The organism is Pseudomonas glycinae (assembly GCF_001594225.2).
GTDB lineage: Bacteria > Pseudomonadota > Gammaproteobacteria > Pseudomonadales > Pseudomonadaceae > Aquipseudomonas > Aquipseudomonas glycinae.
In genome coordinates, this window is record NZ_CP014205.2 from 4,063,829 (window position 1) to 4,087,668 (window position 23,840).

At 60.7% G+C, this 23,840-nt stretch carries 22 protein-coding genes and 1 pseudogene; 11 read left to right on the forward strand and 12 right to left on the reverse strand.

Features of this window, described 5'->3' with window-relative positions:
- The first annotated feature begins 190 nt into the window (after nucleotides 1-190).
- Both AWU82_RS18495 and AWU82_RS18500 read left to right on the forward strand, forming a co-directional pair.
- Entirely contained in the window at nucleotides 191-1,165 is a 975-nt protein-coding gene (locus tag AWU82_RS18495) for a 2-hydroxyacid dehydrogenase (protein ID WP_064382475.1), read from the forward strand.
- Between the two features lie 200 nt (nucleotides 1,166-1,365).
- Nucleotides 1,366-1,824 carry a DUF2165 domain-containing protein gene (locus AWU82_RS18500; RefSeq protein WP_232253843.1) on the forward strand — a complete coding sequence of 153 codons (459 nt, stop codon included), beginning with the start codon at nucleotides 1,366-1,368 and terminating at the stop codon, nucleotides 1,822-1,824.
- A gap of 28 nt (nucleotides 1,825-1,852) precedes the next feature.
- Here the strand turns inward: AWU82_RS18500 and AWU82_RS18505 are convergent, their stop codons facing one another.
- Nucleotides 1,853-2,755, reverse strand: coding sequence for a DMT family transporter (locus AWU82_RS18505; protein WP_064382477.1), 903 nt, complete (start codon nucleotides 2,753-2,755; stop codon nucleotides 1,853-1,855).
- A 139-nt stretch (nucleotides 2,756-2,894) separates the two neighbouring features.
- Here AWU82_RS18505 and AWU82_RS18510 point away from each other — a divergent pair, with 139 nt between their 5' ends.
- A complete protein-coding gene (locus AWU82_RS18510; protein WP_064382478.1) occupies nucleotides 2,895-3,770 on the forward strand; it encodes an AraC family transcriptional regulator in 876 nt (291 codons plus the stop codon).
- A 142-nt stretch (nucleotides 3,771-3,912) separates the two neighbouring features.
- Here AWU82_RS18510 and AWU82_RS18515 read toward each other — a convergent pair whose 3' ends face one another.
- The 6 genes from AWU82_RS18515 to AWU82_RS18540 form a co-directional block, all read right to left on the reverse strand.
- Nucleotides 3,913-6,342 (reverse strand): TonB-dependent siderophore receptor, encoded by a 2,430-nt coding sequence (locus AWU82_RS18515; protein WP_064382479.1) that lies wholly within the window; start codon nucleotides 6,340-6,342, stop codon nucleotides 3,913-3,915.
- Between the two features lie 104 nt (nucleotides 6,343-6,446).
- Nucleotides 6,447-7,436 (reverse strand): FecR family protein, encoded by a 990-nt coding sequence (locus AWU82_RS18520; RefSeq protein ID WP_064382480.1) that lies wholly within the window; start codon nucleotides 7,434-7,436, stop codon nucleotides 6,447-6,449.
- Nucleotides 7,433-7,999: an RNA polymerase sigma factor gene (locus AWU82_RS18525; RefSeq protein WP_064382481.1), complete on the reverse strand. Its 567-nt coding sequence runs from the start codon at nucleotides 7,997-7,999 to the stop codon at nucleotides 7,433-7,435. The genes AWU82_RS18520 and AWU82_RS18525 overlap by 4 nt, the downstream gene beginning before the upstream one ends.
- 1 nt (nucleotide 8,000) lies before the next feature.
- Nucleotides 8,001-8,327 carry a DUF3325 domain-containing protein gene (locus tag AWU82_RS18530; RefSeq protein ID WP_064382482.1) on the reverse strand — a complete coding sequence of 109 codons (327 nt, stop codon included), beginning with the start codon at nucleotides 8,325-8,327 and terminating at the stop codon, nucleotides 8,001-8,003.
- Nucleotides 8,328-9,917 (reverse strand): PepSY-associated TM helix domain-containing protein, encoded by a 1,590-nt coding sequence (locus tag AWU82_RS18535; RefSeq protein ID WP_064382483.1) that lies wholly within the window; start codon nucleotides 9,915-9,917, stop codon nucleotides 8,328-8,330.
- Nucleotides 9,914-10,219, reverse strand: coding sequence for a DUF3649 domain-containing protein (locus tag AWU82_RS18540; RefSeq protein ID WP_039769401.1), 306 nt, complete (start codon nucleotides 10,217-10,219; stop codon nucleotides 9,914-9,916). The genes AWU82_RS18535 and AWU82_RS18540 overlap by 4 nt, the downstream gene beginning before the upstream one ends.
- Nucleotides 10,220-10,394: 175 nt before the next feature.
- On the opposite strand from AWU82_RS18540, the gene AWU82_RS18545 reads away from it, so the two are divergent.
- The 3 genes from AWU82_RS18545 to fecA all read left to right on the forward strand — a co-directional run bounded on the left by AWU82_RS18545 (nucleotide 10,395) and on the right by fecA (nucleotide 14,243).
- Nucleotides 10,395-10,883: a sigma-70 family RNA polymerase sigma factor gene (locus tag AWU82_RS18545; protein WP_064384134.1), complete on the forward strand. Its 489-nt coding sequence runs from the start codon at nucleotides 10,395-10,397 to the stop codon at nucleotides 10,881-10,883.
- Complete coding sequence (locus AWU82_RS18550) at nucleotides 10,880-11,809, forward strand: DUF4880 domain-containing protein (protein WP_064382484.1); 930 nt, start codon at nucleotides 10,880-10,882, stop codon at nucleotides 11,807-11,809. The genes AWU82_RS18545 and AWU82_RS18550 overlap by 4 nt, the downstream gene beginning before the upstream one ends.
- Before the next feature lie 100 nt (nucleotides 11,810-11,909).
- Nucleotides 11,910-14,243: a TonB-dependent Fe(3+) dicitrate receptor FecA gene (gene fecA, locus AWU82_RS18555; protein WP_064382485.1), complete on the forward strand. Its 2,334-nt coding sequence runs from the start codon at nucleotides 11,910-11,912 to the stop codon at nucleotides 14,241-14,243.
- A gap of 71 nt (nucleotides 14,244-14,314) precedes the next feature.
- Here the strand turns inward: fecA and AWU82_RS18560 are convergent, their stop codons facing one another.
- Together AWU82_RS18560 and AWU82_RS18565 are read right to left on the reverse strand one after the other, a co-directional pair.
- Nucleotides 14,315-14,722 (reverse strand): HPF/RaiA family ribosome-associated protein, encoded by a 408-nt coding sequence (locus AWU82_RS18560; RefSeq protein ID WP_011332524.1) that lies wholly within the window; start codon nucleotides 14,720-14,722, stop codon nucleotides 14,315-14,317.
- A 200-nt stretch (nucleotides 14,723-14,922) separates the two neighbouring features.
- Complete coding sequence (locus AWU82_RS18565) at nucleotides 14,923-15,870, reverse strand: LysR substrate-binding domain-containing protein (RefSeq protein ID WP_064382486.1); 948 nt, start codon at nucleotides 15,868-15,870, stop codon at nucleotides 14,923-14,925.
- A 135-nt stretch (nucleotides 15,871-16,005) separates the two neighbouring features.
- Between AWU82_RS18565 and AWU82_RS18570 the strand changes: the two genes are divergently transcribed.
- The 3 genes from AWU82_RS18570 to AWU82_RS18580 all read left to right on the forward strand — a co-directional run bounded on the left by AWU82_RS18570 (nucleotide 16,006) and on the right by AWU82_RS18580 (nucleotide 19,264).
- Nucleotides 16,006-17,382, forward strand: coding sequence for an L-serine ammonia-lyase (locus AWU82_RS18570; protein ID WP_064382487.1), 1,377 nt, complete (start codon nucleotides 16,006-16,008; stop codon nucleotides 17,380-17,382).
- Between the two features lie 63 nt (nucleotides 17,383-17,445).
- The gene (locus AWU82_RS18575; RefSeq protein WP_064382488.1) at nucleotides 17,446-18,747 is read left to right on the forward strand and encodes an HAAAP family serine/threonine permease; all 1,302 of its coding nucleotides are present in this window, start codon (nucleotides 17,446-17,448) and stop codon (nucleotides 18,745-18,747) included.
- A gap of 199 nt (nucleotides 18,748-18,946) precedes the next feature.
- Nucleotides 18,947-19,264, forward strand: a complete 318-nt coding sequence (locus AWU82_RS18580) for a DUF3509 domain-containing protein (protein WP_064382489.1) — start codon at nucleotides 18,947-18,949, stop codon at nucleotides 19,262-19,264.
- Here the strand turns inward: AWU82_RS18580 and AWU82_RS18585 are convergent.
- Complete coding sequence (locus AWU82_RS18585; protein WP_007957255.1) at nucleotides 19,261-19,761, reverse strand: phosphate-starvation-inducible protein PsiE; 501 nt, start codon at nucleotides 19,759-19,761, stop codon at nucleotides 19,261-19,263. The genes AWU82_RS18580 and AWU82_RS18585 overlap by 4 nt on opposite strands.
- A 293-nt stretch (nucleotides 19,762-20,054) precedes the next feature.
- On the opposite strand from AWU82_RS18585, the pseudogene AWU82_RS18590 reads away from it, so the two are divergent.
- Nucleotides 20,055-20,312 (forward strand): annotated as a pseudogene (locus AWU82_RS18590) (YebG family protein); the annotation flags it as partial.
- Between the two features lie 155 nt (nucleotides 20,313-20,467).
- Here AWU82_RS18590 and AWU82_RS18595 read toward each other — a convergent pair.
- Entirely contained in the window at nucleotides 20,468-21,487 is a 1,020-nt protein-coding gene (locus AWU82_RS18595) for a Glu/Leu/Phe/Val dehydrogenase family protein (protein ID WP_011332519.1), read from the reverse strand.
- A 184-nt stretch (nucleotides 21,488-21,671) separates the two neighbouring features.
- On the opposite strand from AWU82_RS18595, the gene AWU82_RS18600 reads away from it, so the two are divergent.
- Nucleotides 21,672-22,475: a SirB1 family protein gene (locus AWU82_RS18600; RefSeq protein WP_064382490.1), complete on the forward strand. Its 804-nt coding sequence runs from the start codon at nucleotides 21,672-21,674 to the stop codon at nucleotides 22,473-22,475.
- Here AWU82_RS18600 and AWU82_RS18605 read toward each other — a convergent pair.
- Nucleotides 22,399-23,796: an MFS transporter gene (locus tag AWU82_RS18605; RefSeq protein ID WP_064382491.1), complete on the reverse strand. Its 1,398-nt coding sequence runs from the start codon at nucleotides 23,794-23,796 to the stop codon at nucleotides 22,399-22,401. The genes AWU82_RS18600 and AWU82_RS18605 overlap by 77 nt on opposite strands.
- Nucleotides 23,797-23,840 lie beyond the last annotated feature (44 nt).

Here is a 23,840-nt window from a genome sequence, read left to right on the forward strand (position 1 = left end):
TCATCAAAAGTTCAGCGCAGTTTAGAACAGCAACACTGGAAGAGACTCCAGATGAACACGGAGCCGCTTCCGAAAAACCGTTTACTCACCCCAAAACCCAAGAGGCTGTTCGGCGCACAAGCCGCCAAGACAACCCGGAGCCAGAAATGTTAGCTTGCTTTGCATCAAGCCCGAACAAGAGCCAAAAACGATGAAAAAAACAGTCCTGGCCTTCAGCCGCATCACCCCGCCCATGATCGAACGCCTGCAGCAGGAGTTCGACGTCATCGTCCCCAACCCGAAGAACGGCGACATCAACGCCCAGTTCAACGAAGCCCTGCCCCACGCCCACGGCCTGATCGGCGTCGGTCGCAAACTCGGCAAGGCCCAACTGGAAAACGCCGCCAAACTCGAAGTGGTCTCCAGCGTCTCCGTCGGATACGACAACTATGACCTCGCCTACTTCAACGAACGCGGGATCATGCTCACCAATACCCCGGATGTCCTCACCGAAAGCACCGCGGACCTGGCCTTCGCCCTGATCATGAGCAGTGCCCGCCGCGTCGCCGAACTGGACGCCTGGACCAAGGCCGGCCAATGGCAGGCCAGCGTCGGCGCACCACTGTTCGGTTGCGACGTACACGGCAAGACCCTGGGCATTGTCGGCATGGGCAACATCGGCGCCGCCGTCGCCCGTCGCGGACGCTTCGGCTTCAACATGCCGATCCTCTACAGCGGCAACAGCCGCAAGACCGGACTGGAACAGGAACTCGGCGCACAATTTCGCAGCCTTGACCAACTGCTGGCCGAGGCCGACTTCGTTTGTCTGGTGGTGCCGCTCAGCGACAAGACCCGCCACCTGATCAGCCATCGCGAACTGGCGCTGATGAAGCCGGATGCAATTCTGGTGAACATCTCTCGTGGTCCGGTAGTGGATGAACCGGCATTGATCGAAGCCTTGCAGAACAACCGGATTCGCGGTGCAGGTCTGGATGTCTACGAAAAAGAACCGCTGGCCGAATCACCGCTGTTTCAGCTCAAAAACGCCGTGACTCTGCCACACATCGGATCGGCCACCCACGAAACCCGCGAAGCGATGGCCAATCGTGCCCTGACTAACCTGCGTAGCGCCCTGCTTGGCGAGCGCCCGCAGGATCTGGTGAATCCGCAGGTCTGGCGCGGATAAAAAAACGGGCAAGTACTGCGAGGTGCTTGCCCGTTCAATCGCGCTCCAATACATACTTTGAAAATCAACATATCAACGAAAAACATCATCGCGCTATAAACTTTCCGGACGTTTAAACACAACAACAAACACTCCGGAGAACAGCCACCTTGAGAACTTACAATACCGATCAACTAATCCGTTACAGCAAAGTCTTCCTGATGGCCTACATCAGTTTTTTTGGACTACTGGTGATGTACTCAAACTTGACAGACTACGCATCAAACTATGAGTACGTCGGACACATCCTGAGTATGGACACGACTCAGATCAACGAGAACATACGTTACAGAGCGATCGAATCGCCCATGATGCACCACCGGATCTATTGGTTCATCATTACCATGGAGTCAATCTATACCGCCTATTGCCTGGTTGGCACTTATCATCTCTATCGCAGCATCAACGACTCCGCCGCAGAGTTTCACGAGGCAAAGAAATATTCGATCACTGGTTTATTGATCGCCATCTTCATCTATTACGTCTGCCTGCAAAGTATCGGTGTTGAATGGTTCGACATGGACACTTCGCAAGCATGGAACGCGAAAGACTGGGCAAGGCACATTGTCGACTTCATATTGCCGGTACTGATTTTCATAACGTTGAAAAACGAGCGCTGAATAATCAACGCTCAAGATTCAATCAATATCAGGCCAATTTTCCTTGCGTGGAAACAACGGCAACTGGGGGTTTACGAAATACCAGTACATTCCCCAGCATCACCAGTACCAGCCCCGCCAATGCCGGCGCCGTCCACTGATAGCCCTCGGCAAATGCCGAAACGTTCAGCGCTACCACCGGGAACAGCACCGTGCAGTAAGCCGCGCGCTCCGGACCCATCCGGCCGACCAGCGTCAGGTACGCGGTGAAACCGATCACCGACCCCGGGATCACCAGATACAGCAGTGCACCGATGTAGCGTGTGGTCCACTCCATCTCGAACGGAATGCCTTTGACCAGACACCACACCGAGAGCATCGCCGCGCCGTAGGCCATGCCCCAGGCATTGGTAGTCAACGGTTTGAGACCGGACTTCTGTTGCAGGCTGGACAACATGTTGCCCGCCGAGAAACACAGGGTGCCGCAGAGCGCCAGACCGAGGCCGAGCAGGGTTTGCGGACTGGCGTGATGCCCCGCCAGCTCAGGCCAGAACAACAGGCCCAGGCCAGACAGCCCCAGCGCCCCACCCATCAGCACATTGCGCGCAATGCGCTGGCCGAAAAACACTCGCGCATTCAGCGCGTTCCACAATGTAGCGGTGGAAAACACCACCGCCACCAGACCGCTGGGAATCCATTGGCTGGCGGTCAGGAAACACATGAAGTTGACGCAGAACAGACACAACCCCTGCGCCACGCAGATCAGATGCCCGCGCCGGTTCATCGGTTGCAGACGACGGCTGAGCAGCAACAACGCAAACAACACCAACGCGGCGAGACCGAAGCGATAGACGATCGACACTGGAATCGCCACCACGCCCAGCTGCCACTTCAGGGCAATCCATGTGGTGCCCCAGATCAGCACGGTCAACAAATATAAAGACAGGTTCATGGCAGACACTCCTTGATTGGTTTTCAGTGTCCGCCCACCCCCTCGACCCTCGCTTGCATAAACTTGCGCTTTTGTCGGCGCGCAGGCTGGCAGCGCGAAATCCAAGGAGTAGGATGCAAGGCGTTGAAGAGAACCGACCATGGCCGCCATCGATACCCTGCAAGTCTTTCAAGCCCTCAACAACTCGCCCAATGCACGCCTTGTGCACAGCGCCGAGCTGGGTGACGGCCTGTCCGCAGCCTTGTGGACCAATCATCACGACGCCCAGGAATACGAAGCGCCGAGCCATCACACCCTCTCCTGTTACATCGCTGGCGGCACCGGCACCTTCCGTCGTGGCGATCCGGGCCACAAGGGCGGCCCGGACAAGCTCTGCATCCTGCCGGCCGACCATGAATCGGGCTGGGTGATCAATGGCGATATCCGCTTGGCCCACCTGTATTTCAGCGCCGAACAATTTGCTCTGGGTTGCGTCACGCTGCTGGATCGCGAGCCCAGGGAAATGCAGCTGCGCGAACAGACTTTTCTGGAAGATCCGCAACAGGCCCGACGGTTTCGCCAGTTACTCACTCTGAATTGGGACGAGCCCGGCGAGCGTCTGCTGACCAGCAGCCTGGCCCACGAACTGATCAGCCATACCTTGTTGAGCCAGGTCGGCGTACGCCATGGCTTGCGCCTCAAGGGTGGACTGGCGCCGCATCAGCGTCGGCAACTGGTGGAGTTCATCGACAGCCAACTGGCCGAGCCGATCAGCCTCGGGCAACTGGCGGGGTTGTGTGCGTTGTCGGAATACCACTTCGCGCGGATGTTCCGGGTGAGCTTCGGCCTGCCGCCACATCAGTATGTGCTGGCGCGGCGTTTGAGTCGGGCGCGGGAGTTGTTGCGGGGCACGGCGTTGCCGCTGGGGGAGATTGCCCTGGCGTGCGGATTTGCCAGTGCCAGCCACTTCACCAACCGCTTTCGCCAGGTGTTGGGTGGAACGCCCGGCGAGTACCGCCAGGCGTTTTTGCGCTAATCCCAGGATTTTTACTGCCTGTCAGGGCCTCATCGCGGGCAAGCCCGCTCCCACAAGGTTCTGCCTCGTTCCCGATAGGTGTGGTCGACCGAAAACCTGTGGGAGCTGGCTTGCCGGCGATGAACGATGACGCGGTTCTGGATCAGAACTCCAGCGTGCTCGACAACGAAATCTGCCGCGAATCGCCCATCGACACGAAGAAGCGACTGGCCGCCGAGGTGTAGTAGGTGCGGTCGAACAGGTTCTTCACGTTGAGCTGGAACTTGACCTTCTGCCCCTCAACCTTGGTGTCGTAAGTGGCGAACGCATCGGCCACGGTGTAGCTCGGCAGATCGAAATCATTCACCGCGTTACCCGCTCGTTCACCGACATAGCGCGCGCCGGCGCCGACCCGAAGTTGATCGCCACCGATCACGCTACCGAAGTCGTAGACCGCCGACAGCGAGCCGGTATTTTTCGCCACGTTCTGCAGCCTGTTGCCTTTGTAGTCCGGATCTTCCGTAACCTCGGCGTCGGTATAGGCGTAGCTGCCGATCATGCTCCAGCGGTCGCTGAGCTGACCGGTCAGATCGACTTCCAGGCCACGGGAACGCACTTCACCGGCGGCGCTGTAGATCGTGGTCGGGCCTTCGGCGTTGGCCACCAGCACGTTGCGTTTCTTGATGTCGAACAGGGCGATGTTGCCGGTGATGCGACCCGGCATGTCCAGACGTGCGCCCAGCTCCCAGGACTTGGCTTCTTCCGGTGCGATGCTGCCGTCGAGCACGGTGCTGCTGCCGCTGAGCGGGGCGATGGTCGAGTTCGGTTTGAACGATTCGGTGTAGCTGCCGTAGAACGACAACGCGTCGGTGTAGCGATACACGAGACCTGCGCGCGGCACCCACTTCTGGCCGTTGCTGTCGGTGTTGGCCTTGAACGGCACGCCTTTGCCGGCGTACTGGTCGTACTCCTGGAAGCGCCCGCCGGCCACCAGAATCCACTGGTCGTTGAGGTGGATGGAGTCCTGCAGGAACACCGAATCACTGCGCAGCAGATCGGTTTGCGCACTGTCCGCCGGGCTGACGGTGGTGCCTTCGACTTCGCGACCGTAGACCGGATTGACGTAGCTGAAAGTGCTCAGACTTTTCTGGCGGATCAGGTCGGCGCGGTAGATCTTGCGGTACTCGTCGTCGACGCCGAACACCAGGTCATGCTGCATGCCCAGCACGTTGACCTTGCCTTCGAGGCTGGCGGTGGTGAAGCGGTCGGTGCTGATCGCGCCCTGGGTGCCGTCCATGCTGCGGGTCAGGGTGCCTTTTTTGGTGTCGATCGCGGTTACACGGACCTGGCTGGCGTCGTAGGTTTCGCGGTTCCAGCTGTAGCCGAAATGGGCTTTCCAGTCGTCGTTGAGTTCGTGGTCGGCCTCGAAGTGATACAGATCCGAACGCCCTTCCATGTCGTTGAATTTCTCGTCGAGCCGCTCGTTGCGAGAGATATCCAGCGGATGGTTGGTGCGTGGATCGATCAGGGTTCCACGATCAAACGGGGTCAGGAATTCACGGTGCTCGTAGGCGAACAGCAGCTTGGTGCGCTCGCCGTACCAGGCCAGCGACGGTGCGATCAGGGTTTCGCGGTGAGTGCCGAAGTTGCGCCAGTAATCTTCGTCTTCGTGATCCAGCACCATGCGATACGCGAGGCCGGAATCCCCCAGCGCACCAGTGCTGTCGAAGGCGCCACCGCTGCCATTCTTGCCGTCACCGTAAGTCGAGCCGCGCAGGGTCAGCGCGTTGTACTGGGTCAGTTCGGGCTTCTTGCTGACCATGTTGACCACGCCGCCCGGGTCCTGAATCCCGTACAGCAGCGACGCCGGGCCCTTGAGCACTTCGACGCGATCCACGGTCGCGTTCATGCCACGGCCCTGCACCACCGGCATGCCGTCGCGCATGATCGAGCCGTTGCGGTTGTCGCCGAAGCCGCGAGTCATCACCGAGTCCTGGGTGCTGCCCAAGGTGTTGCCTTGGGTGATGCCGCTGACGTTGGCCAGTGCGTCATCGAGATTGCGCGGTGCCTGATCGCGAATGACCTGGGCCGCAATCACGTTGACGGTCTGCGGGATTTCCTGAAGCGAAGCGGAAGAGCGCATCACCGAACTGGTTTCCGGTGGCTGATAGCTCATCGGCTGGTCGACCACCGAGGTGATGGTGGTCGCACCGAGGTTCAATGCGCCTGCGGTCGGTTGCGGTTCGAGCGCCAGGGTATGGCTGTCGGTGCGGCGGAAGGTCAGGCCGGAGCCGGTGAGCAGATGTTGCAGCGCCTGTTCGGCACTCATCTGGCCGTTGATCGCCGGTGCGGTCAGGCCGTAAGGGGCTTCATCGGTGTAGACCACGCTCTGCCCGGTCACGCGACTGAAGTCGCTCAGGGCTTGCGGCAGCGGTTTGGCAGCCAGAGAAAAACTGAATTGCTTTTGCGGCTGACTGCTGACGGATTCAGCGGCCAGCGCCACGCTCAGCGGCAACAGCGCCAACGCCGAAAAACTCAATGCCGAAACGCCTAACCACTGTTTGACCGAACCCGATTTTGCCCTGGACTTCATTGCTCATGACCTGTGTAGAACCGCAACGGATGCGAATGACTCGCAGTTTCAGTCACTACACGGATGGCATCCGGGTTTACCTCACCACAATTTTGAAAATATTTTCAGCGCAGGATGATCAGCTTGCCCAACACCTGATGTTGCTCGAATCCCAGCACCCCTTGCAGCGAATTCAGTACCGCTTGCGGATCCTTGCTCGGAAAGCTGCCACTGACCTTGCGCGCGCCCAGCTCGTCATTGAGCAACACGATCCGTCCCGGGTAATAACGCCGCAAATCCTGCACCACATCGGCCAGCGTCGACTTGTAGTAAGTCAGCCAGCCCTGGCGCCACGCCAATTGCGCTTCGCTGTCCACGGCGTGGAGTTTTTCCGCGGTGCCTGCGCCGTACGCCACTTGCTGGCCAGCGGTCAGAACCTGCTGTTGGCCATCGCGGGATGGCGTCACGCCGACGCGTCCGGACAGCACTGTCACTTGGGCACCTTGCGGTTGCAGGCGCACTTCGAACTGCGTGCCCAACACTCGCGCCTGGCCTTTCTCGGCCTCGACCACAAAAGGATCGCCCGTGTGAGTCACGCTGAAAAATCCGGCGCCCCGGCGCAGTTGCACATGCCGCTCGCCGTGACTGAAATCCACGGCGATAGCGCTGTCGCCGTCCAGCGTCACCTGCGATTGATCGGCGAGGGTCACGGTGCGGATCTCGCCCGGTGCCGACACGTAATCGGCGCCCAGATCATCGATCCAGCGCTGCGGCTGCCAACCGGTGCCGAGGCTGATCATCAACAACAGGCAGGCCGCCATGGCCAGCGCGCCGGCCCAACGCCGGACCTGCGGACGACGCGGCCGGTCCATCACATTGAGCAAACCCTGCAACGCCAACGCGTCTTCATCGGCCAGAGTGCGCGCCGGCCCTTCGCTCAACTCCCACACCACTTGCGCCTGGGCGTAGGCCTCGGCGTGAGCCGGATCGGCATGCAGCCATTGACTGAACGTCAGTTGATCGCCGGCGCTGGGGCGGTCGTGCAACAGGCTCAACCAGGCGAAAGCGGCCTGTTCCTGAGCAGGCGTCGGAATGACGCGTTCGATGTGATTCACGGTGCTTTCCCTGGCGTGCGTGGCGCGGGTTCGCGCAGGCTGGCCTTGCAGGCCTCGAGGGCGCGCATCATATGTTTTTCCACAGCGCTTTGGGACAGGCCCATGGCTTTGGCGATCTCGGCGTACTTGCGCCCATGGATGCGATTGAGCAAAAAGATCTGCCGCGTGCGCTCGGGCAACGCGCGCAAGGCCGCTTCGACATGACGTAAATCGTTGCCTGCTTCGAGCGCCGCCTGCGGTTCGCTGGCGGAGCTGTCCGGCTCATCCGGCTGCCAGCCTTCGTTGACTCGCACCCGCGTGCCTTCGCTGCGCAAATGATCGATGGCGATATTGCCGGCGCAGCGCAACAGATAAGTACTGAGTTCTTCGACCTGCACCAGCGGCCGACGCCAGAAACGCAGGAACAGGTCCTGCACCAGATCCGCCGCCGTCGCCCGACAGCCCACACGTCGGCTCACCAGCGCTTCCATCTGCGAACGCTGGGACAGGAACACCTGAAGAAAATGCGCACGGGCACCATGGGTTTCGTCGTCGCGGTGCTCGGGGGGATGGCCGATCAACATGTCAGTTCAACGCCCATGCAGCGACCGGGCTGGCGAGCAGACTCGCGCCGGCCATGGTCAAGGCCAGGCGTGGGCGATAGGGCAACAACAGCACCAGCGTCAGCGCACTGAACATCAACACGGCGCACCAGTCGACCAGGCCAAAGCTCCAGCCCTTGCTGGCAACCGCCGCCCACAGCGACAGCCCCAGCAACAGCCAGCCTGCGAGTTTCAAATATTGTCGACGGCGAGCCGAAGGTTTGTGACCCAGCAGCTCTTCGTGATGCCGGGGCATCGCCAGGCACAGCGCCGTAAAAGCGCTATAACAGAGCAACAGCGGCAGTAGCATTCAGTTCGCCCCCTGCTCAAGGGAGATCGGCCGAGTCGTTTCGCGCGCTGTTTTTTTCACGTTGACGGTGTGTCCGGCGCGCTGCATTTTCCGCGCGGCCCAGGCGAGGAACAGACCACTGCCCAGACACGTCAGGTCGAAACCGGCCAAAACCCAATCGCCCGCGGGCACTGTCACGCCGAGGTGATACGAGGAGGTCAATCCATTGAGAGCCGGCACCGCGAAAAACAGTGCGGCTCCGAGCGATAGCTGTTCGACCCAGGCCTTGCGCGCCGGGCGTAACATCGCATGCACCACGCTCAAGCCCCAGGCGATGAAGAACGCGTTCACTTCCCAGTCGGCACGCCCGGCCAGATTCACCGGCAGCAGACGATTGGCCCAGAAGAACACCGCCACTGCTGTCATCAGTCCGGCCATGCTGGCAATGTTCAGTACTTGCACCAGCCGCAACTCGAACGGCATCACACCGCTTTTGGCGTGTTTGAGCTGACGCTTGCCGAGCCAGATCACCAACCCGGTGCCGATCATCGCCGTGCCGGCCAGACCACAGATGAAATACAGCCAACGCAACACCGGCCCGGCAAAGTGCCCCATGTGCAAACCGTAGAAACTGCCGGCCACTGCCATCGCCATCGGCTGTTGAGATGGGGTGCCGATGATTTGCCCGCTGACGCCATTGAAAGTCACCGCGCTGCCGGCATCGTTCACCACCCGGTCGGAACCCGCACGGGACATCACCACCGAGGCGTTGGCATCGCCCGGATTGTTCACGCTGATACGCCCGACATGTCCACCCGACCATTGCTCGCTGGCCGACCGCAACAGTGGCGCCAGCGGTGCCAGTGTCGCCGGTTGACCGGCAGGCTCGGGAACGTTGGCGGCGGGAAACACCTCGTCGTAAAACGCCCGGACATTGTTGCCGTACGAAGCCAGAATGCTCGCCGGCATCACCATCGACATGAAGATCACCAGACTGCTGTAGGTGATCATCAGATGAAACGGCAGCACCAGCACACCCACTGCGTTGTGCCCGTCGAGCCACGAACGCTGGCCCTTGCGTGGGCGGAAGGTGAAGAAGTCCTTGAAGATTTTCTTGTGGGTGATGATCCCGGTGATCAGCGCGACGAACATCACCATGGCGGCAATCGTGGAGAGCCAGCGCCCCCACGGATAAGGCATTTGCAGCTGGAAATGGAAGCGGTAGAAGAACTCGCCGCCCATGCTTTCCCGGGCCTGCACTTCGGCGCCGGTTTGCGCGTCGAGAGTCTTGCTGATGAACTGGCCGCGCTCGCCGGGCCTGGCCGGGACCGGTTGCCAACGCACACCCAGGCCAGGATCGCGGGCATCAGGCAGGTCGATCAACCAGCGTGAAGCACCGGCCGCGTGCTGTTGCAGGTAGGTTTGCGCCAGGGTCAGGCTGGCCTCGGCATTCAACGGGCGGGCGGGGATTTCCGGTTGCATCCAGTGACTGGTTTCGTCCTTGAAATAGGCCAGGGTTCCGGTCAGGAAAATCGCGAACAACAGCCAGCCGAAGACCAGCCCGGCCCAAGTGTGCAGCCAGGCCATCGCCTGCCGGAAGCCCTCTTTCATGCCAGACCCAGACCGCGCGCAGCCCCGGAAACGGTCGCCAGGATCACGCTCGGCACCAGCAGACCGACCCACGCCGACCACGCCGTGCGACAGGCGAAACACCAGAGCACCGCCACCAGATAGACCAGAAACGAAACGGTCATGCCGGTCACCACCGCTTCTGCGCGGTTCAGCGGCAGCCACAGCGTCAGCGTGACACTCGCCAGCGCCGCGACCAGATAGCCGCCGAACACCGCCGCAAGCACCCGCGAAGTGACGGCCAGACGATAGGACAGGGGAAGTGTGGCGAGTTTGGCTTTCATGTTTCGACCCTGAAACGGTTAACGTCCGGCCAACACGCCGGACGACAGGTGAACAATATTAATGATAAATATTCTCATACGCAAAAGAGTCTGATTGCCGGACATCACCGACAACCCTACAATGCGAACCATTCTTGTTCTCTAACGCATCCCGCATGCGCCCGGAGTGATGCCGTTGTCGTCCGCCCATCCTGTCGAATCGCTCTATCAGGCCCACCACAGTTGGCTCACCGGCTGGCTGCGGCGCAAACTCGGCTGCCCGGACAGCGCCGCTGACCTGGCCCAGGACACCTTCATTCGGCTGCTGACCGCCCGCGAGCCGCCGGTGATCATCGAGCCGCGCGCTTTCCTCACCACCTTGGCCAAGCGCGTGCTGTTCAACCATTACCGCCGCCAGGATCTGGAGCGCGCCTACCTCGACACCCTCGCGCAGATGCCGGAAATGGTTGCGCCTTCGGAAGAAGAGAAAGCGATCATCCTGCAAACCCTGATGGAGCTGGATCAGTTGCTCGATGGTCTTCCGCGCGCCGTCAAACGCGCATTTCTGCTGGCGCAGGTCGATGGCCTGACCTATCCGCAGATCGCCGCTGAACTGGGCATTTCCGTGGCCACGGTCAAACGTCATCTGAATAAAGCGGCGATGCGCTGCTACTTCGCCCTGTGAACCCGCCGATGGATTTTTCCGCGCAGGTCGCCGAACAGGCGGTGCACTGGTTACTGGAAATGCAGCAGGGCCCGTTGAACCCGCGCCAGCAACAAGCCTGGCAGCAATGGATCGACGCCCACAGCGAACACCGCCGGGCGTGGGAGCACATTCAGCGGGTCAATTCGCGGTTGCGCGGGTTGTCGTCGCCACTGGCCCACGCCGCGTTGAATGCGCCGAAGTCCGGCAGCCGTCGTCAGGCGCTGAAGGTGTTGCTGATTCTCGGCGCTGGCTCGGCGGTGACCTGGGGAATGCGCGAGCACAATCCGTTGCCATCGCTGCTGGCCGATTACCGCAGCCCGGTCGGTGAGCGACGCAAGATCTCGCTCGGCGCCGGCGGCCAATTGCAGCTCAACACCGCCAGCGCGGCGGACGTCCGGGGCGATGGCCTGATCCGCCTGCTCGAAGGTGAAATGCTGCTGACCGCCACTCAATCCTTCGAATTGCAAACCGCCCAAGGCCTGCTGAAAACCCAGGGCGCGCGAATAAACGTGCGGCAGTTTGCCGACCGCACGCAGATCGCACTGTTTGAAGGTCGGGTCGAGTTGAATGTGCAAGGTCGCGCGCCGATGCTGCTGCCGGTCGCCCGACAACTGAGTTTCAGTACCACCGGCGTCAGCGCGACAAAACCGCTGGACGCCAACAGCGGCGCCTGGGCCGACGGCATGCTGGTGGCCGCGCACATGCGCCTGGGCGACTTCCTCGACGAACTCGGTCGCTACCGTCGCGGGCAGCTCCATTGCGATGCGAAAGTGGCGGACTTGCTGATCTCCGGGACTTATCCACTGGACGACAGCGAGCGGATTCTCGACCTGCTGGAAATCAGCCTGCCCGTGAAAGTGAAGCGTTTTACTCGCTATTGGGTGACGGTCGAAGCCAGAGCCTGATCGCTCCGCGCCCCTGTAAAAAATAAATGAGCCGTTTTTCAGATCTGGCGTGACAGAGAAGGAAAGCCCCCTTGATTCAACCTTCTCAGGACCGTCCTCCATGCAACCCACCCGTCTCACGCCGCTGGCCCGAACCCTGCGTAACCTCGTCCTCGGCGCCAGCCTCAGTTTCAGCGCCCTGCCCCTTGCGCTGGCTGCCGAAACCAAGGCTTATCACATCGCTCCGTCGTCGCTGGAAAATGCCCTCAACCAGTTCGGCCGTGAGGCTGGGGTGCTGATTTCCTTTGGCTCGCAGGTCACCAGCGGTGTGCAAAGCCGTGGACTGGAAGGCAGCTACACAGCGGAACAAGGTCTGAACGCGCTGCTCGAGGGCACTGGCCTGCAAGCCCGTGCCGAAGGTGGCAATGCCTTCAGCCTGCAGCCGTCGAATGACAACACCCTGGAGCTGGACACCTCGAAAGTGGTCGGCGACTGGCTGGGTGAGGCTGCGCAGGTCAACGTCTTCGAACATCCCGGTGCCCGTGACGTGATCCGCCGCGAAGAATTCGAACGCCAGGGTGCGACCCAGGCCCGCGATGTGCTCAACCGCATTCCCGGCGTCAACGCGCCGGAAAACAACGGCACCGGCAGCCACGACATGGCGCTGAACTTCGGCATTCGCGGCCTCAACCCGCGCCTGGCCGCACGCTCGACCGTATTGATGGATGGCATCCCGGTGCCGTTCGCCCCTTATGGCCAGCCGCAGTTGTCGTTCGCGCCGATCAGCATGGGCAACATGGATGCGGTGGACGTGGTGCGTGGTGGCGGCGCCGTGCGATACGGCCCGCAGAACGTCGGTGGCGTGGTCAACTTCGTGACCCGGGCGATTCCGGACGAGCCGACCGTGAAAGGCGGTTTCCAGACCGAAACCAGCCCGTCGTCCAGCCATGACGGCTTCAAGACCAGCGCCAACCTGCTGGCCGGCGGCACCAATGCCAACGGTCTGGGCGGCGCGCTGTTGTACTCCGGCACTCGCGGAGGCGACTGGCGTGAGCACAGCAACACGGAAATCGACGACCTGATCCTCAAGGGCAAATACCAGCTCGACGAGGCCAACAGTTTCAACGCCATGGCTCAGTATTACGAAGGCAAGGCCGACATGCCCGGCGGTCTGAATGTCGCCGATTACGATGCCGATCCGTACCAGTCGACCCGGCCAAAAGACCAGTTCTGGGGCCGTCGCACGATGTTCAATGTCGGCTACCGATATCAGGAAGATCGCCGCGAATTCACCGCCAATACTTTCTTCACCAAGACCCTGCGCAGCGGTTATCTGGATCAGGGCACATTCCTGTCGCTGTCGCCGCGCGAATACTGGGTTCGCGGCCTGGAAACCCGTTTCGCTCAAGGTTTCGACCTCGGCTCGACCAGCCATGAAGTCGGCGTCGGCTATCGCTATATCAACGAGGCCGGTCACGAACTGCGCTATCGCACGCCGATCAGCAGCAATGAGTACCCGACCACCAACAGCCGCAACGATCGAGACACCCGTGGCGGCACCGAAGCCAATGCGTTCTTCGTCGATGACCGGATCGACATCGGCAAGTGGACGATCACGCCGGGCGTGCGCTACGAGATGATCGAATCGCAGCAGACCAACAATCTGACCAACGTCAAATACAAGGGCGACTACAACACTGCGCTGCCAGCACTGAACGTGCTGTATCACCTGACCGACAGCTGGAATCTGTACGCCAACACCGAAGGTTCGTTCGGCAGCGTGCAATACAGCCAGATGCCCAACCGCGTCAGCAGTGGCGAAGTGAAACCGGAGAAGGCTCGCACCTGGGAAGTCGGCACCCGTTACGATAACGGCGCTCTGCGAGCGGAAATCGGTGCGTTCCTGATCAACTTCGACAACCAGTACGAAAGCAACCAGACCAATGATTCGGTGATCGCCCGTGGCGAAACCCGCCATCAGGGCATCGAAACCAGCGTCAACTACGCCCTCGACGACTTGAGCCCGGCGCTGACCGGCTTCGACGTCTACGCGACTTACGCCTATGTCGACGCGACCATTCGCGAAGACGGGCCGAACAAGGGCAATCGTGTGCCGTTTTCGTCGAAACACAAAGGCACGATCGGCGTCGGTTACACCGAAGGCTCGTGGAAGCTCAACCTGGACAGCAGCTTCCAGAGCGACCAGTTCGCCGACAACGCCAACACCTCCAAAGAAAGCGCCGACGGCAGCACCGGCAGGATCCCCGGCTACATGCTGTTCAGCAGCCGCGCCGGTTATGACTTCGGCCCACAGCTGTCGGACCTGAATGTGGCGGTGGGGGTGAAGAACATCTTCAACACCCAGTACTTCACCCGTTCGTTCGATGACAACAACAAGGGCAAGTATGTCGGCGAGCCGCGCACGGTGTACGTGCAGACTTCCGTTGCTTTCTGATTCCCGCTGAAAACAGAAAAGGCCTGCAATTGCAGGCCCTTTCTCATTGGGTGGCTTGGAAAATCAGCGCATCAACTGTTGATCGCTGCCTGTTCGTTCTCGTCAAACTCTTCCGCCAGCAGCTTGTCGTTGGCCTTGCTGGTGAAAGGCACCACAGCGGCTCGCGGTTTGCCGCGCAGTTTGCCAAACAGGTGCTCCAGCGCGTGCTCCAGCTTTTCAGCTGCACCATCGATCGCCTGTTCCAGCGAATCGGCTTTGTGGGTGACGGAAATCGGTTGATGGCCTTTTGGCCGCGCTTCCAGTTGGCAGCGCAAATCATGAGGACCTGGTTTGTCACCGTTCTCGTCGCTCAGATGGACTTCGACACGGGTCAGGTCTTCCTCATAACGGTCGAGCGTGCTCTCAATGGTGGTTCGTACCCACTCCTCCAGTCGTTTGCTGCTTTGAATATGGTTATCGCTGTTGACTTGGATTTGCATAGTTCATCCCTTATTTCAGCTAGCTCGCAAGAGGCCTGGAACAGGATTTCGTGACCTCTTGATTACAACAATCGGCCCGCCGGACGAACATTTCAACCCCTGAAAAAAGATAAATATTCATTCGCAAAAAAAGCCGGACAACCGAGTAAAGCGCTGGTAAGGTCGGGAGTTGGGTCGCCCCGGCACCCCGAAAAATCTGCTCACAATTGGCCATCACCCAACGGGTGCAGACTGCGGAAAATCCCCGCCTCTTCCACCAGCCAGTCATGCACCGCCCGCACACCCGGATGGCTCAATGCCCCTGGCGCATAAAGCAAGACATAGCGCTTGTGATTGGGCACCGAAATCCCGAACGGCACGATCAACGTCCCTCGCTCCAGCTCGTCGTTGAGCAACGTGCGCCTTGCAATCGCCACGCCCATGCCGGCAATCGCCGCTTCGATGGTCAGGTGGTTGCGATTGAACGTGTGCCCGCGCCGCACATCGGCGCCCTCAAAACCAATGGCATTCAGATAAAACTCCCATTCCGCGTATTCATAACTGCCGCGCCAGGCGGTGATGTCGTGCAACAGCGGGAAGTGCACCAGATCCGCCGGCCCGTGCAGCGGCGGTCGCCCACGCAACAGGCCCGGCGCGCACACCGGGAAAATCTGCTCATCGAGCAAGGCTGTGGATAACAGTCCCGGATAACTGCCGTCGTTCAGGTCGATGGCCAGGTCGAAATCCCCCTCATGCAACGGCACGCTGCTGTCCTCGGCCACCAACCGCAACTGAATATCCGGGTAACGCTGTTGCAGGCGTGGCAAGCGCGGGGTCAGCCACTTGCTGAGGAACGACGGAATCGAGCGCACCCGCAGAATCCCGCTGATCATCCCCGCATCGAGCCGACGCAATTCCGCATCGATGCTGCCGTAAGCCTCGTTGACCGTGCTCGCCAGTCGCTGCCCTTCCGCGCTGAGCTCCACACCTCGTGCACGGCGGTGAAACAGGCGAAAACCCAGCCGCTCTTCCAGCTGTCGGATTTGCTGACTCACCGCCCCCGGCGTGATGTGCAGTTCTTCGGCACAACGGGTGAATGACAGGTGCCGCGCGGCACAGGAAAACACCTGCAGCCAGACGTAAGTCTGGGCATGCAATTGACGACTCATGGTTTAGTCCTACTAAAGGCTTACTTAGGAGGTTTCGTTAGTCACGTTGAAGCGAGGCAGGCAGTATCGCCGACATTGCGCTTGTCCTACAAAAAATGGCAGCGATTCCTACTCCATTGCTTGTAAGGGTTTAGCATGGCTATCAGTGTTTTCGATCTATTCAAAGTCGGCATCGGCCCGTCCAGTTCCCACACCGTCGGCCCGATGCGCGCCGCCGCGACCTTCGCCCAGGCGCTGATTGACCAACATTTGCTGAACGATGTGCAGCGAGTGGAAATCCGTCTGTACGGCTCGCTTTCGGCCACCGGCGTCGGCCATGCCACTGACCGCGCGACGGTCATGGGCCTGATGGGCGAATGGCCGGACAGCATCGATCCGTCGACCATCGAGCCGCGCATCCACCAACTGCGCGAGACCGGCCAACTGTCTCTGGCCGGTAAACGCTCAATCGCCTTCAACTGGCAGCACGATCTCCTGCTGCTGGACGAGAGCCTGCCCTACCACCCCAACGCCATGTCGCTGACAGCCTTTGGCGCATCCGGCCAACTGTTCGAGCAAACGTACTACTCGGTCGGCGGCGGTTTCATCATCGAAGCGGCCGAAGCCGAATCGGGTGTGGCGCCGGCCGGCGACGTCGAGTTGCCTTACGAATTCTCCAGCGCCGTCGAACTGCTGGCGCTGTGCAAGCAGCACAACCTGCGGGTTTCCGAACTGATGATGGCCAACGAAAGGGCCTGGCGTAGCGATGCCGAGATCCGTCAGGGCCTGCTGCACATCTGGTCGGTGATGCGCGAATGCGTCGAGCAAGGCCTGCGTCACGAAGGCATTCTGCCCGGCGGTCTGAACGTTCCGCGTCGCGCGGCGAAATTGCACCGCAGCCTGCTGGAAATCGGCAAGCCGAACGTCATCAGTTCGACCCTGTCGGCGATGGAGTGGGTCAACCTGTTCGCCCTCGCCGTCAACGAAGAAAACGCTGCCGGCGGGCGCATGGTGACCGCGCCGACCAACGGCGCTGCCGGGATCATTCCTGCCGTTTTGCACTACTACATGAAATTCAATCCGGACGCATCCGACGACGACGTGGTCGCGTTCTTTCTGGGCGCGGCAGCGGTCGGCATCCTGTGCAAGAAAAACGCTTCGATCTCCGGTGCCGAAGTCGGCTGCCAGGGCGAGGTCGGTTCGGCCTGTGCGATGGCCGCTGCGGGTCTGGCCGATGTACTCGGCGCCACGCCTGAGCAACTGGAAAACGCCGCCGAAATCGGCCTGGAACACAACCTCGGCCTGACCTGCGACCCGGTCGGCGGGCTCGTGCAGGTGCCGTGCATCGAGCGCAATGCCATCGCTGCGGTGAAAGCGATCAACGCCACGCAAATGGCCCTGCGCGGCGACGGCAAACACTTCATTTCCCTCGACCGGGTGATCCGCACCATGCGCGATACCGGCGCCGACATGCATGACAAATACAAAGAGACTTCACGGGGCGGCCTGGCCGTGAGCTGGGTGGAGTGCTGAGGAGCACTCCCTGACCGCCCGTAACACGTGAGCCCGAGCAAGAATAATAACGAGGCAAAAACGATGACCGATGTACGCACACCTGCTGCCGAAAATCCCGCAGTAGACCGCACACGCAATAACGAAACCGCCCACAAGGGCTGGAGCAAGTTCGACACCACCTGGATGCTCGGCCTGTACGGCACGGCCATCGGTGCCGGCACCTTGTTCCTGCCGATCAACGCCGGTGTCGGCGGCTTCTGGCCGTTGCTGATCCTGGCGTTGCTGGCGTTCCCGATGACCTTCTTCGCGCACCGGGGCCTGACCCGCTTCGTGCTGTCGGGCCGCTCCGGTGACATCACCGAAGTGGTGGAAGAACACTTCGGCATCGGCGCCGGCAAACTGATCACGCTGCTGTATTTCTTCGCGATCTTCCCGATCCTGCTGGTGTACAGCGTGGCGCTGACCAACACCCTCAGCAGCTTCCTCGAACATCAATTGCACATCGCCCCGCCACCGCGAGCGATACTGTCGCTGGCGTTGATCCTCGGTCTGATGGCCATCGTCCGCTGCGGTCAGAGCGTGATCGTCAAAGCCATGAGTGTGCTGGTGTATCCGTTTGTCGCCGCGTTGCTGTTGCTCGGCATCAGCCTGATTCCGAACTGGAACGGCGCGTTCTTCGCCAGTGCACAAGAGCCGATGGAAATGTCGGTGTTCCTCAAGACCCTGTGGCTGGCGATCCCGGTGATGGTGTTCTCGTTCAACCATTCGCCGATCATTTCGGCGTTCGCTGTCGAGCAGAAACAGCGCTACGGCAACCAGGCCGAGCGCAAGAGCAGCGGCATCCTCGCCATGGCCCACGGCATGATGGTGGTGACGGTGATGTTCTTCTGCTTCAGTTGCGTGCTGGCGCTGTCGCCGACGGATCTGGCAGCGGCCAAGGCGCAGAACATTTCGATCCTGTCGTACCTGGCCAACCACTTCCAGACCCCGGTCATCGCTTACGCCGCGCCATTGATTGCGCTGGTGGCGATCACCAAATCCTTCCTCGGCCACTACATCGGCGCCAGCGAAGGCTTCCAGGGCATGATCGTCAAAAGCCTGCGCAGCCGTGGCCGGGTGATGTCGGCGAGCTGGCTGAACCGTGTGACCGCGCTGTTCATGATCCTCAGTTGCTGGGCCGTGGCGACCTTCAACCCGAGCATCCTCGGCATGATCGAAACCCTCGGCGGGCCGGTGATTGCCTGCCTGTTGTTCCTGATGCCGATGTACGCGATCCGCCGCGTGCCGGCCTTGCGCCAGTATTCGGGCCAGGTGTCGAACGTGTTCGTGGTGCTGGCCGGCCTGATTGCACTGTCAGCGATCATCTACTCGGTTCTGCCCTGAAACGGGCCGCAAACGAAGAAGGCGAGCCATGGGCTCGCCTTTTTTTGGCCGGTTTCATTGTTCGACAATATTCCCGGCATGTCCCTTGCTACATCACTGAAGGAGACAGGACCACGGAAAAGGCCGATGGTCAGGTTTGGCGAACCAACCCGATCAAGGCCGGTCAACAACTGCACGTTCAATCAGGCGGTGACGCATCATGGACAATCCTTTTCAGATCATTACCGATGCCTTCGCGCCGGACTATCAGATCAACCTGAGCATTCAGGGGCTCGACGGCAGCATCATGCTGACCCTCTCCAAAAGCGGGCGGATCGTCGCCAAACGGATGATCAGCGCCGAACAGCGCAATGACCCCAAGCGCCTCAAACGCCTGGTGCAAAGCATTCAGTTCGGCATTGCCATCGAACAGGGCCACAGCGCCATGGCGGTACTCGACGCCATGACACGCGGCGACGCAATCACCCCGCCACCGCGCGGGGTCAAGCACCAGCCCCGGCCAGCCGCGGGCCTTTAGAGTTCGCCCTTCTCTACTTCCGGGTGTTCACTGGAGCCCGTGCCGATCTTGCGGTGCGGGTTCTCGATCTTCACCGAAGGGAATTGCGACGAGGCGTAACGCACCACCAGGATCGAGAACGCCAGCAGCAGAATCCCGCCGCACAGGTAGATGATGCCCATGTCCGGCGGATTGTGGTGCGAGACGTTGGAGATCAGCAGGCGCGTCAGTGCCGTGATCGCCACGTAGATCAGGAAGCGCACCGGCATGTGGTTGGTCTTGAAGTAAATCCCGACCATCGCCCCCAGTTCCAGATAGATGAACAGCAACAGAATGTCATCGATCTTGATGTGCCCTTCCTCGAGCATCCCGAGAAATTCCATCACCGCCGCCCATGCGGTTACCGCACCAATGGCGAACAGCGCCAGGTAGTGGAAAGTCTCGACGAACAGGTTGCCCAGAGACTCGGCCAGTTGATGCACGTTTTGCCGCAGTTTCTCGGCCCAGTTGATTTTCACGATGAAGGTTCCTTAGCCCGGTTCGAGCGGATGTTGCTTGCTGGACGTGACGGTTATTGCGCACGTACGCAGATGCATGCAGAAAAGAGGCCACGCCATCATGGCGAGCCGCCGCGAAACCCGCGCCGTGGCGTTTGGTCGCACCTGTGCGCAGACGTCGGGCTGACAAAATCCGAATCCGGTCTACATTGAAAAGCCACTACCCAAAGCGCAGGGATTCGCTTATCCTTTTCGCTGTATATAGATACAGTAGTCGCAAAGACAACTTAATGTGAAGGCATGTGAGGTGGTGAATGGCCGTCGAAGTGGTATACCGCAGCAGCCGAGATCTGGAGCGCTTGTTCATGGATAAAGCCGAAGCTGACCGTCATGACAAAATGCTCGAACTGGCCGAACTGTTGGCCGAAGTGCTGGAAAAAGCCGTTCCTTCGTTGAGCGAGCAGCAAGTGGAAGAAGTCGGGATCTTCATGGCGAAGAACCGCGATGTGTTCGCCCGGGCGTTCAAGAGCCAGCCTGACGCGTTGTCGGAGCTGATCAACGCACCGGCTGCACCGGTTGTGGCAACCGAGCCGGCAGACGTGGCTGAACCGGTAGAAGCGCCAGCCAAACCTGCCAAAGCGGCAAAGGCTGCGAAGTAATTGAAGCCTCTGAATTGAATGGCCCCTGAGTTGAAAGACTCAGGGGCTTTTTCATGCCCGGACAAACTTCAGCGGTACAACACCTTCTCCGCCAGCTCATCCGCCACCCGCGCGGGTGATCGTTTTTCCGCCTGGGCGTGAGCAAACACTTCGGTCAACCGCGAGCTGATTTTCGACAGGTGCGCGGTAATGGTCGTCAGTTCTTCACCTCGATGCTTGAGGGAAACGTAGATCAGCCCGCCGGCATTGATCACGTAATCCGGCGCATACAGGATGCCGCGCCGTTCCAGTTGATCGGCGACGTCCAGATGCGTCAGCTGATTGTTGGCCGAGCCCGCCACCGCCGAGCAGCGCAACTGGGTGACCGTGTGGCTGTTGAGCACACCGCCCAAACCGCACGGCGCGAGGATGTCGCACGGCGTGCTGAGCAACGCGTCGTTGGCGATCGGATGGGCGTTGAGCTGTTCCATCGCCAGTTGCACCTTGCCGTGGTCGATGTCGCTGACCAGCAGTTCGGCGCCGGCGGCGTGCAACTGTTCGGCCAAGGCATAACCAACATTGCCCAACCCCTGAATCGCCACGCGCAAGCCTTCGAGGTTGTCGCTACCGAGCCGTGCCATCGCAGTGGCGCGAATCCCGGTGAACACGCCCATCGCCGCATGCGGCGCAGGGTCGCCGGCCGAGGTGGTACTAGTGACATGCTGGGTCTGCTGGGCGATGCAATCCATGTCCGCCACCGAAGTGCCGCTGTCGATCGCGGTAATGTAGCGCCCGTCGAGCTGATCGATGCAACGGCCGAAGGCTTCGAACAGTGCGGCGCGGTTTTCCACGTGAGCCGGCCGCACGATCACGGCCACCCCACCGCCCTGAGCGAGACCAGCCAATGCGGCCTTGTAGCTCATGCCCTGGGCCAGGCGTATGGCATCCTCGACTGCGGATTCGTCGTTCGGATAGGCAAGATAACGACATCCGCCCAGGGCTGGCCCGAGGCGACTGTTATGGATGGCAATGACCGCCTTCAATCCGGACACCGGATCAACGCTAAGGTGCAGCGATTCCAGGCGAGTGCTTTGCATGAGAGCGAACATCGGCAGGCTCCCGAATCACTTCTGGTAGACGCCAGTATAGGCTTGCGCCCGAAAATTGCTGAAGCGCACGGGAATAAGCCCCCACAGCGACCCACGCGTTGCGGCATAACCCGATGGCAGCGCGGCCTGGCACTGGACGAATGGCAAAGACGGGGCTAAAACGAGGCATACCCCGGAGATTGAGATGAGTCCGCGCCAACGTTTCTTCGATTGTCTGCACCGCTCACCGCCCGCGCTGTTCGAAGCGGCGTTGTGGATGGCCGCCGAACACGACAAACAAGCCGATCCCGAAGCACTGTTGCAGGACTTCAAGGAGCTGCAACAGCGGGTCAGCTATGGCTTGCCGTTGCTGCCGGTCAGCGAGCTGGCGCAACCGCTGCTGCGACGCATGACCGATCTGGGGTTTGCCCAGGATGATTTCGTACCGCTGCGTCCGCAGGCGGCGATGGTGCACAAAGTCATACAGACCAAACGCGGCCAGCCGCTGGCGCTGGCACTGATCGCTCTGGAACTGGCCCGTGGTCTGGAGATTCCATTGGTGGGCGTCAACTTCCCCGGGCATTTCCTGCTCAAGGTTCCCGGGGCCGATCACCTGCTCGATCCGTGCGGCGGACGGCGCCTGTATCCGAACGATTGCCGCGAACTGCTGCATCGCCAGTACGGCCACCAGATGAAACTCAGCGCCGATCACCTGCTGACTGCCGAGCCGGTGCAGATGCTTCAGCGTCTGTCACGCAACCTGCGCCAGCTGCACCTGACCCACGACGACTTCATCGCCGCGCTGATCGATGCCGAGCGCGTGCTCGAGCTGGGCAACGCCAGCGCCGCCGACTACCTGGCGCGGGCCAGTCTGTACCAGCGTCTCGATTGCCCGAACGCCGAGCGTTTCGATCTGGAGCACGCACTGTTGCTCAGCGACGACCCGATTCAGCGACTTCGCCTGACGGAACGGCTGGGCCATCTGCCGCCGAACGCGGTTGTCCACTGAACGGCGCAGTCACTGGCGAACGCACCTGAATGATCAGCAACGCCGCAATCACCGCCGGAATCGCGCAAAAGAAAAAAATCTGCTCCACCGGAATGTGCATCGCCAGCAACAGGCTGCCGAACAGCGGCCCGAGAATCGAGCCGAACCGCCCCACTCCCAAAGCCCAGCCGGTGCCGGTGGCGCGCACGTGGGCCGGATAGAAATTGCTGGCAAACGCGTTGAGCGTCAGTTGCCCGCCGATGATGCAAAACCCCGCCGCAAACACACAGGCCACCAGATAACGCGGGTTGTCGTGGTTCAGGCCCAGCAGGATCGTGCACACCGCCGCGCCGGCCAACACGCCGGACAGCAGTCGCACCTTGCTTTTCAAGCGGTCGGCGAACCACGCCATGCAGATCGCGCCCAGCGTGCCGGCGAACAGGAACATCGACGTCACCAGGTTCGCTTCATTGAGTTTCAGCCCGCTTTCGAGCAGCAACGACGGCAGCCAACTGATCATGAAATACAGCAGGATCAGGCTGACGAAAAACGTCGCCCAGATCAGCAAGGTCGGACGGGCGTAACCATTGCGGAACAACTCCACCACGGTCAGTTTGCTGCCCTGCTCGCGCGCGTTCTGCTCGACCGACGCGGCGGGTGGTTGCCAGTCCGGCAGCATCCGCGCGGTAACCTTGCGCAGGCGCGCATACGGCGGCGCGTCACGCAGCAGACGTGGCAAGGATTCCGGAAGCATCCACCAGAGAAACGGGAACAACAGCAACGGCGTGACACCGCCGGCGAGGAACACCGCTTGCAAACCGAAACGGTCAATGAAACCGGCCGCAACAAAACCACCCGCCGCACCACCGAAGGAGAAGCCGCAAGCCGCCAGCGTGACCATCAACGTGCGCAGGCGTGGCGGTGAATATTCCGACATCAACGCCATGGCGCTGGGCATTGCGCCGCCCATGCCGATGCCGCAGATGAAACGCGCGATCATCAGGGTATTCAGGGAATCGGCGAACACCATCAGCACGGTGAGGCTGGCGTAGATCAGCACGCAGGCGAGCAGAATCCGTCGAACGCCGAAGCGATCGGCCAGCGGCGTCACGGCGAGCGAGCCGAGGGTCAGGCCCAGAAGGTTGGCGCTGAATACCGGACCGAATGCGGATTTTTCCAGGCCCCAGTCCTGCGCCAGTGCCGGCACTACGTAACCGAGCACTTGGGCGTCATAGCCGTCGGTGACCAGCAGCAAGGCGAGAAGAATCAGGAGCAACCACTGAAAGCGGGACACAGGACGGGCGTCGAGTGCCGCCCGAAAGCTGGCAATCTGGTTATGCATCGCAAGGTACCTGTTTTGTTTTTATGATTTTTTGCGGGTAACCG

What these genes read in the sequence shown, in the direction of transcription:
- AWU82_RS18495 (WP_064382475.1), top strand. Translation starts at nt 191, where the DNA reads ATGAAAAAAACAGTCCTGGCCTTCAGCCGCATCACCCCGCCCATGATC.
- AWU82_RS18500 (WP_232253843.1), top strand. Translation starts at nt 1,366, where the DNA reads ATGGCCTACATCAGTTTTTTTGGACTACTGGTGATGTACTCAAACTTG.
- AWU82_RS18505 (WP_064382477.1), bottom strand. Translation starts at nt 2,755, where the DNA reads ATGAACCTGTCTTTATATTTGTTGACCGTGCTGATCTGGGGCACCACA.
- AWU82_RS18510 (WP_064382478.1), top strand. Translation starts at nt 2,895, where the DNA reads ATGGCCGCCATCGATACCCTGCAAGTCTTTCAAGCCCTCAACAACTCG.
- AWU82_RS18515 (WP_064382479.1), bottom strand. Translation starts at nt 6,342, where the DNA reads ATGAAGTCCAGGGCAAAATCGGGTTCGGTCAAACAGTGGTTAGGCGTT.
- AWU82_RS18525 (WP_064382481.1), bottom strand. Translation starts at nt 7,999, where the DNA reads ATGTTGATCGGCCATCCCCCCGAGCACCGCGACGACGAAACCCATGGT.
- AWU82_RS18530 (WP_064382482.1), bottom strand. Translation starts at nt 8,327, where the DNA reads ATGCTACTGCCGCTGTTGCTCTGTTATAGCGCTTTTACGGCGCTGTGC.
- AWU82_RS18535 (WP_064382483.1), bottom strand. Translation starts at nt 9,917, where the DNA reads ATGAAAGAGGGCTTCCGGCAGGCGATGGCCTGGCTGCACACTTGGGCC.
- AWU82_RS18540 (WP_039769401.1), bottom strand. Translation starts at nt 10,219, where the DNA reads ATGAAAGCCAAACTCGCCACACTTCCCCTGTCCTATCGTCTGGCCGTC.
- fecA (WP_064382485.1), top strand. Translation starts at nt 11,910, where the DNA reads ATGCAACCCACCCGTCTCACGCCGCTGGCCCGAACCCTGCGTAACCTC.
- AWU82_RS18560 (WP_011332524.1), bottom strand. Translation starts at nt 14,722, where the DNA reads ATGCAAATCCAAGTCAACAGCGATAACCATATTCAAAGCAGCAAACGA.
- AWU82_RS18565 (WP_064382486.1), bottom strand. Translation starts at nt 15,870, where the DNA reads ATGAGTCGTCAATTGCATGCCCAGACTTACGTCTGGCTGCAGGTGTTT.
- AWU82_RS18570 (WP_064382487.1), top strand. Translation starts at nt 16,006, where the DNA reads ATGGCTATCAGTGTTTTCGATCTATTCAAAGTCGGCATCGGCCCGTCC.
- AWU82_RS18575 (WP_064382488.1), top strand. Translation starts at nt 17,446, where the DNA reads ATGACCGATGTACGCACACCTGCTGCCGAAAATCCCGCAGTAGACCGC.
- AWU82_RS18580 (WP_064382489.1), top strand. Translation starts at nt 18,947, where the DNA reads ATGGACAATCCTTTTCAGATCATTACCGATGCCTTCGCGCCGGACTAT.
- AWU82_RS18595 (WP_011332519.1), bottom strand. Translation starts at nt 21,487, where the DNA reads ATGTTCGCTCTCATGCAAAGCACTCGCCTGGAATCGCTGCACCTTAGC.
- AWU82_RS18600 (WP_064382490.1), top strand. Translation starts at nt 21,672, where the DNA reads ATGAGTCCGCGCCAACGTTTCTTCGATTGTCTGCACCGCTCACCGCCC.
- AWU82_RS18605 (WP_064382491.1), bottom strand. Translation starts at nt 23,796, where the DNA reads ATGCATAACCAGATTGCCAGCTTTCGGGCGGCACTCGACGCCCGTCCT.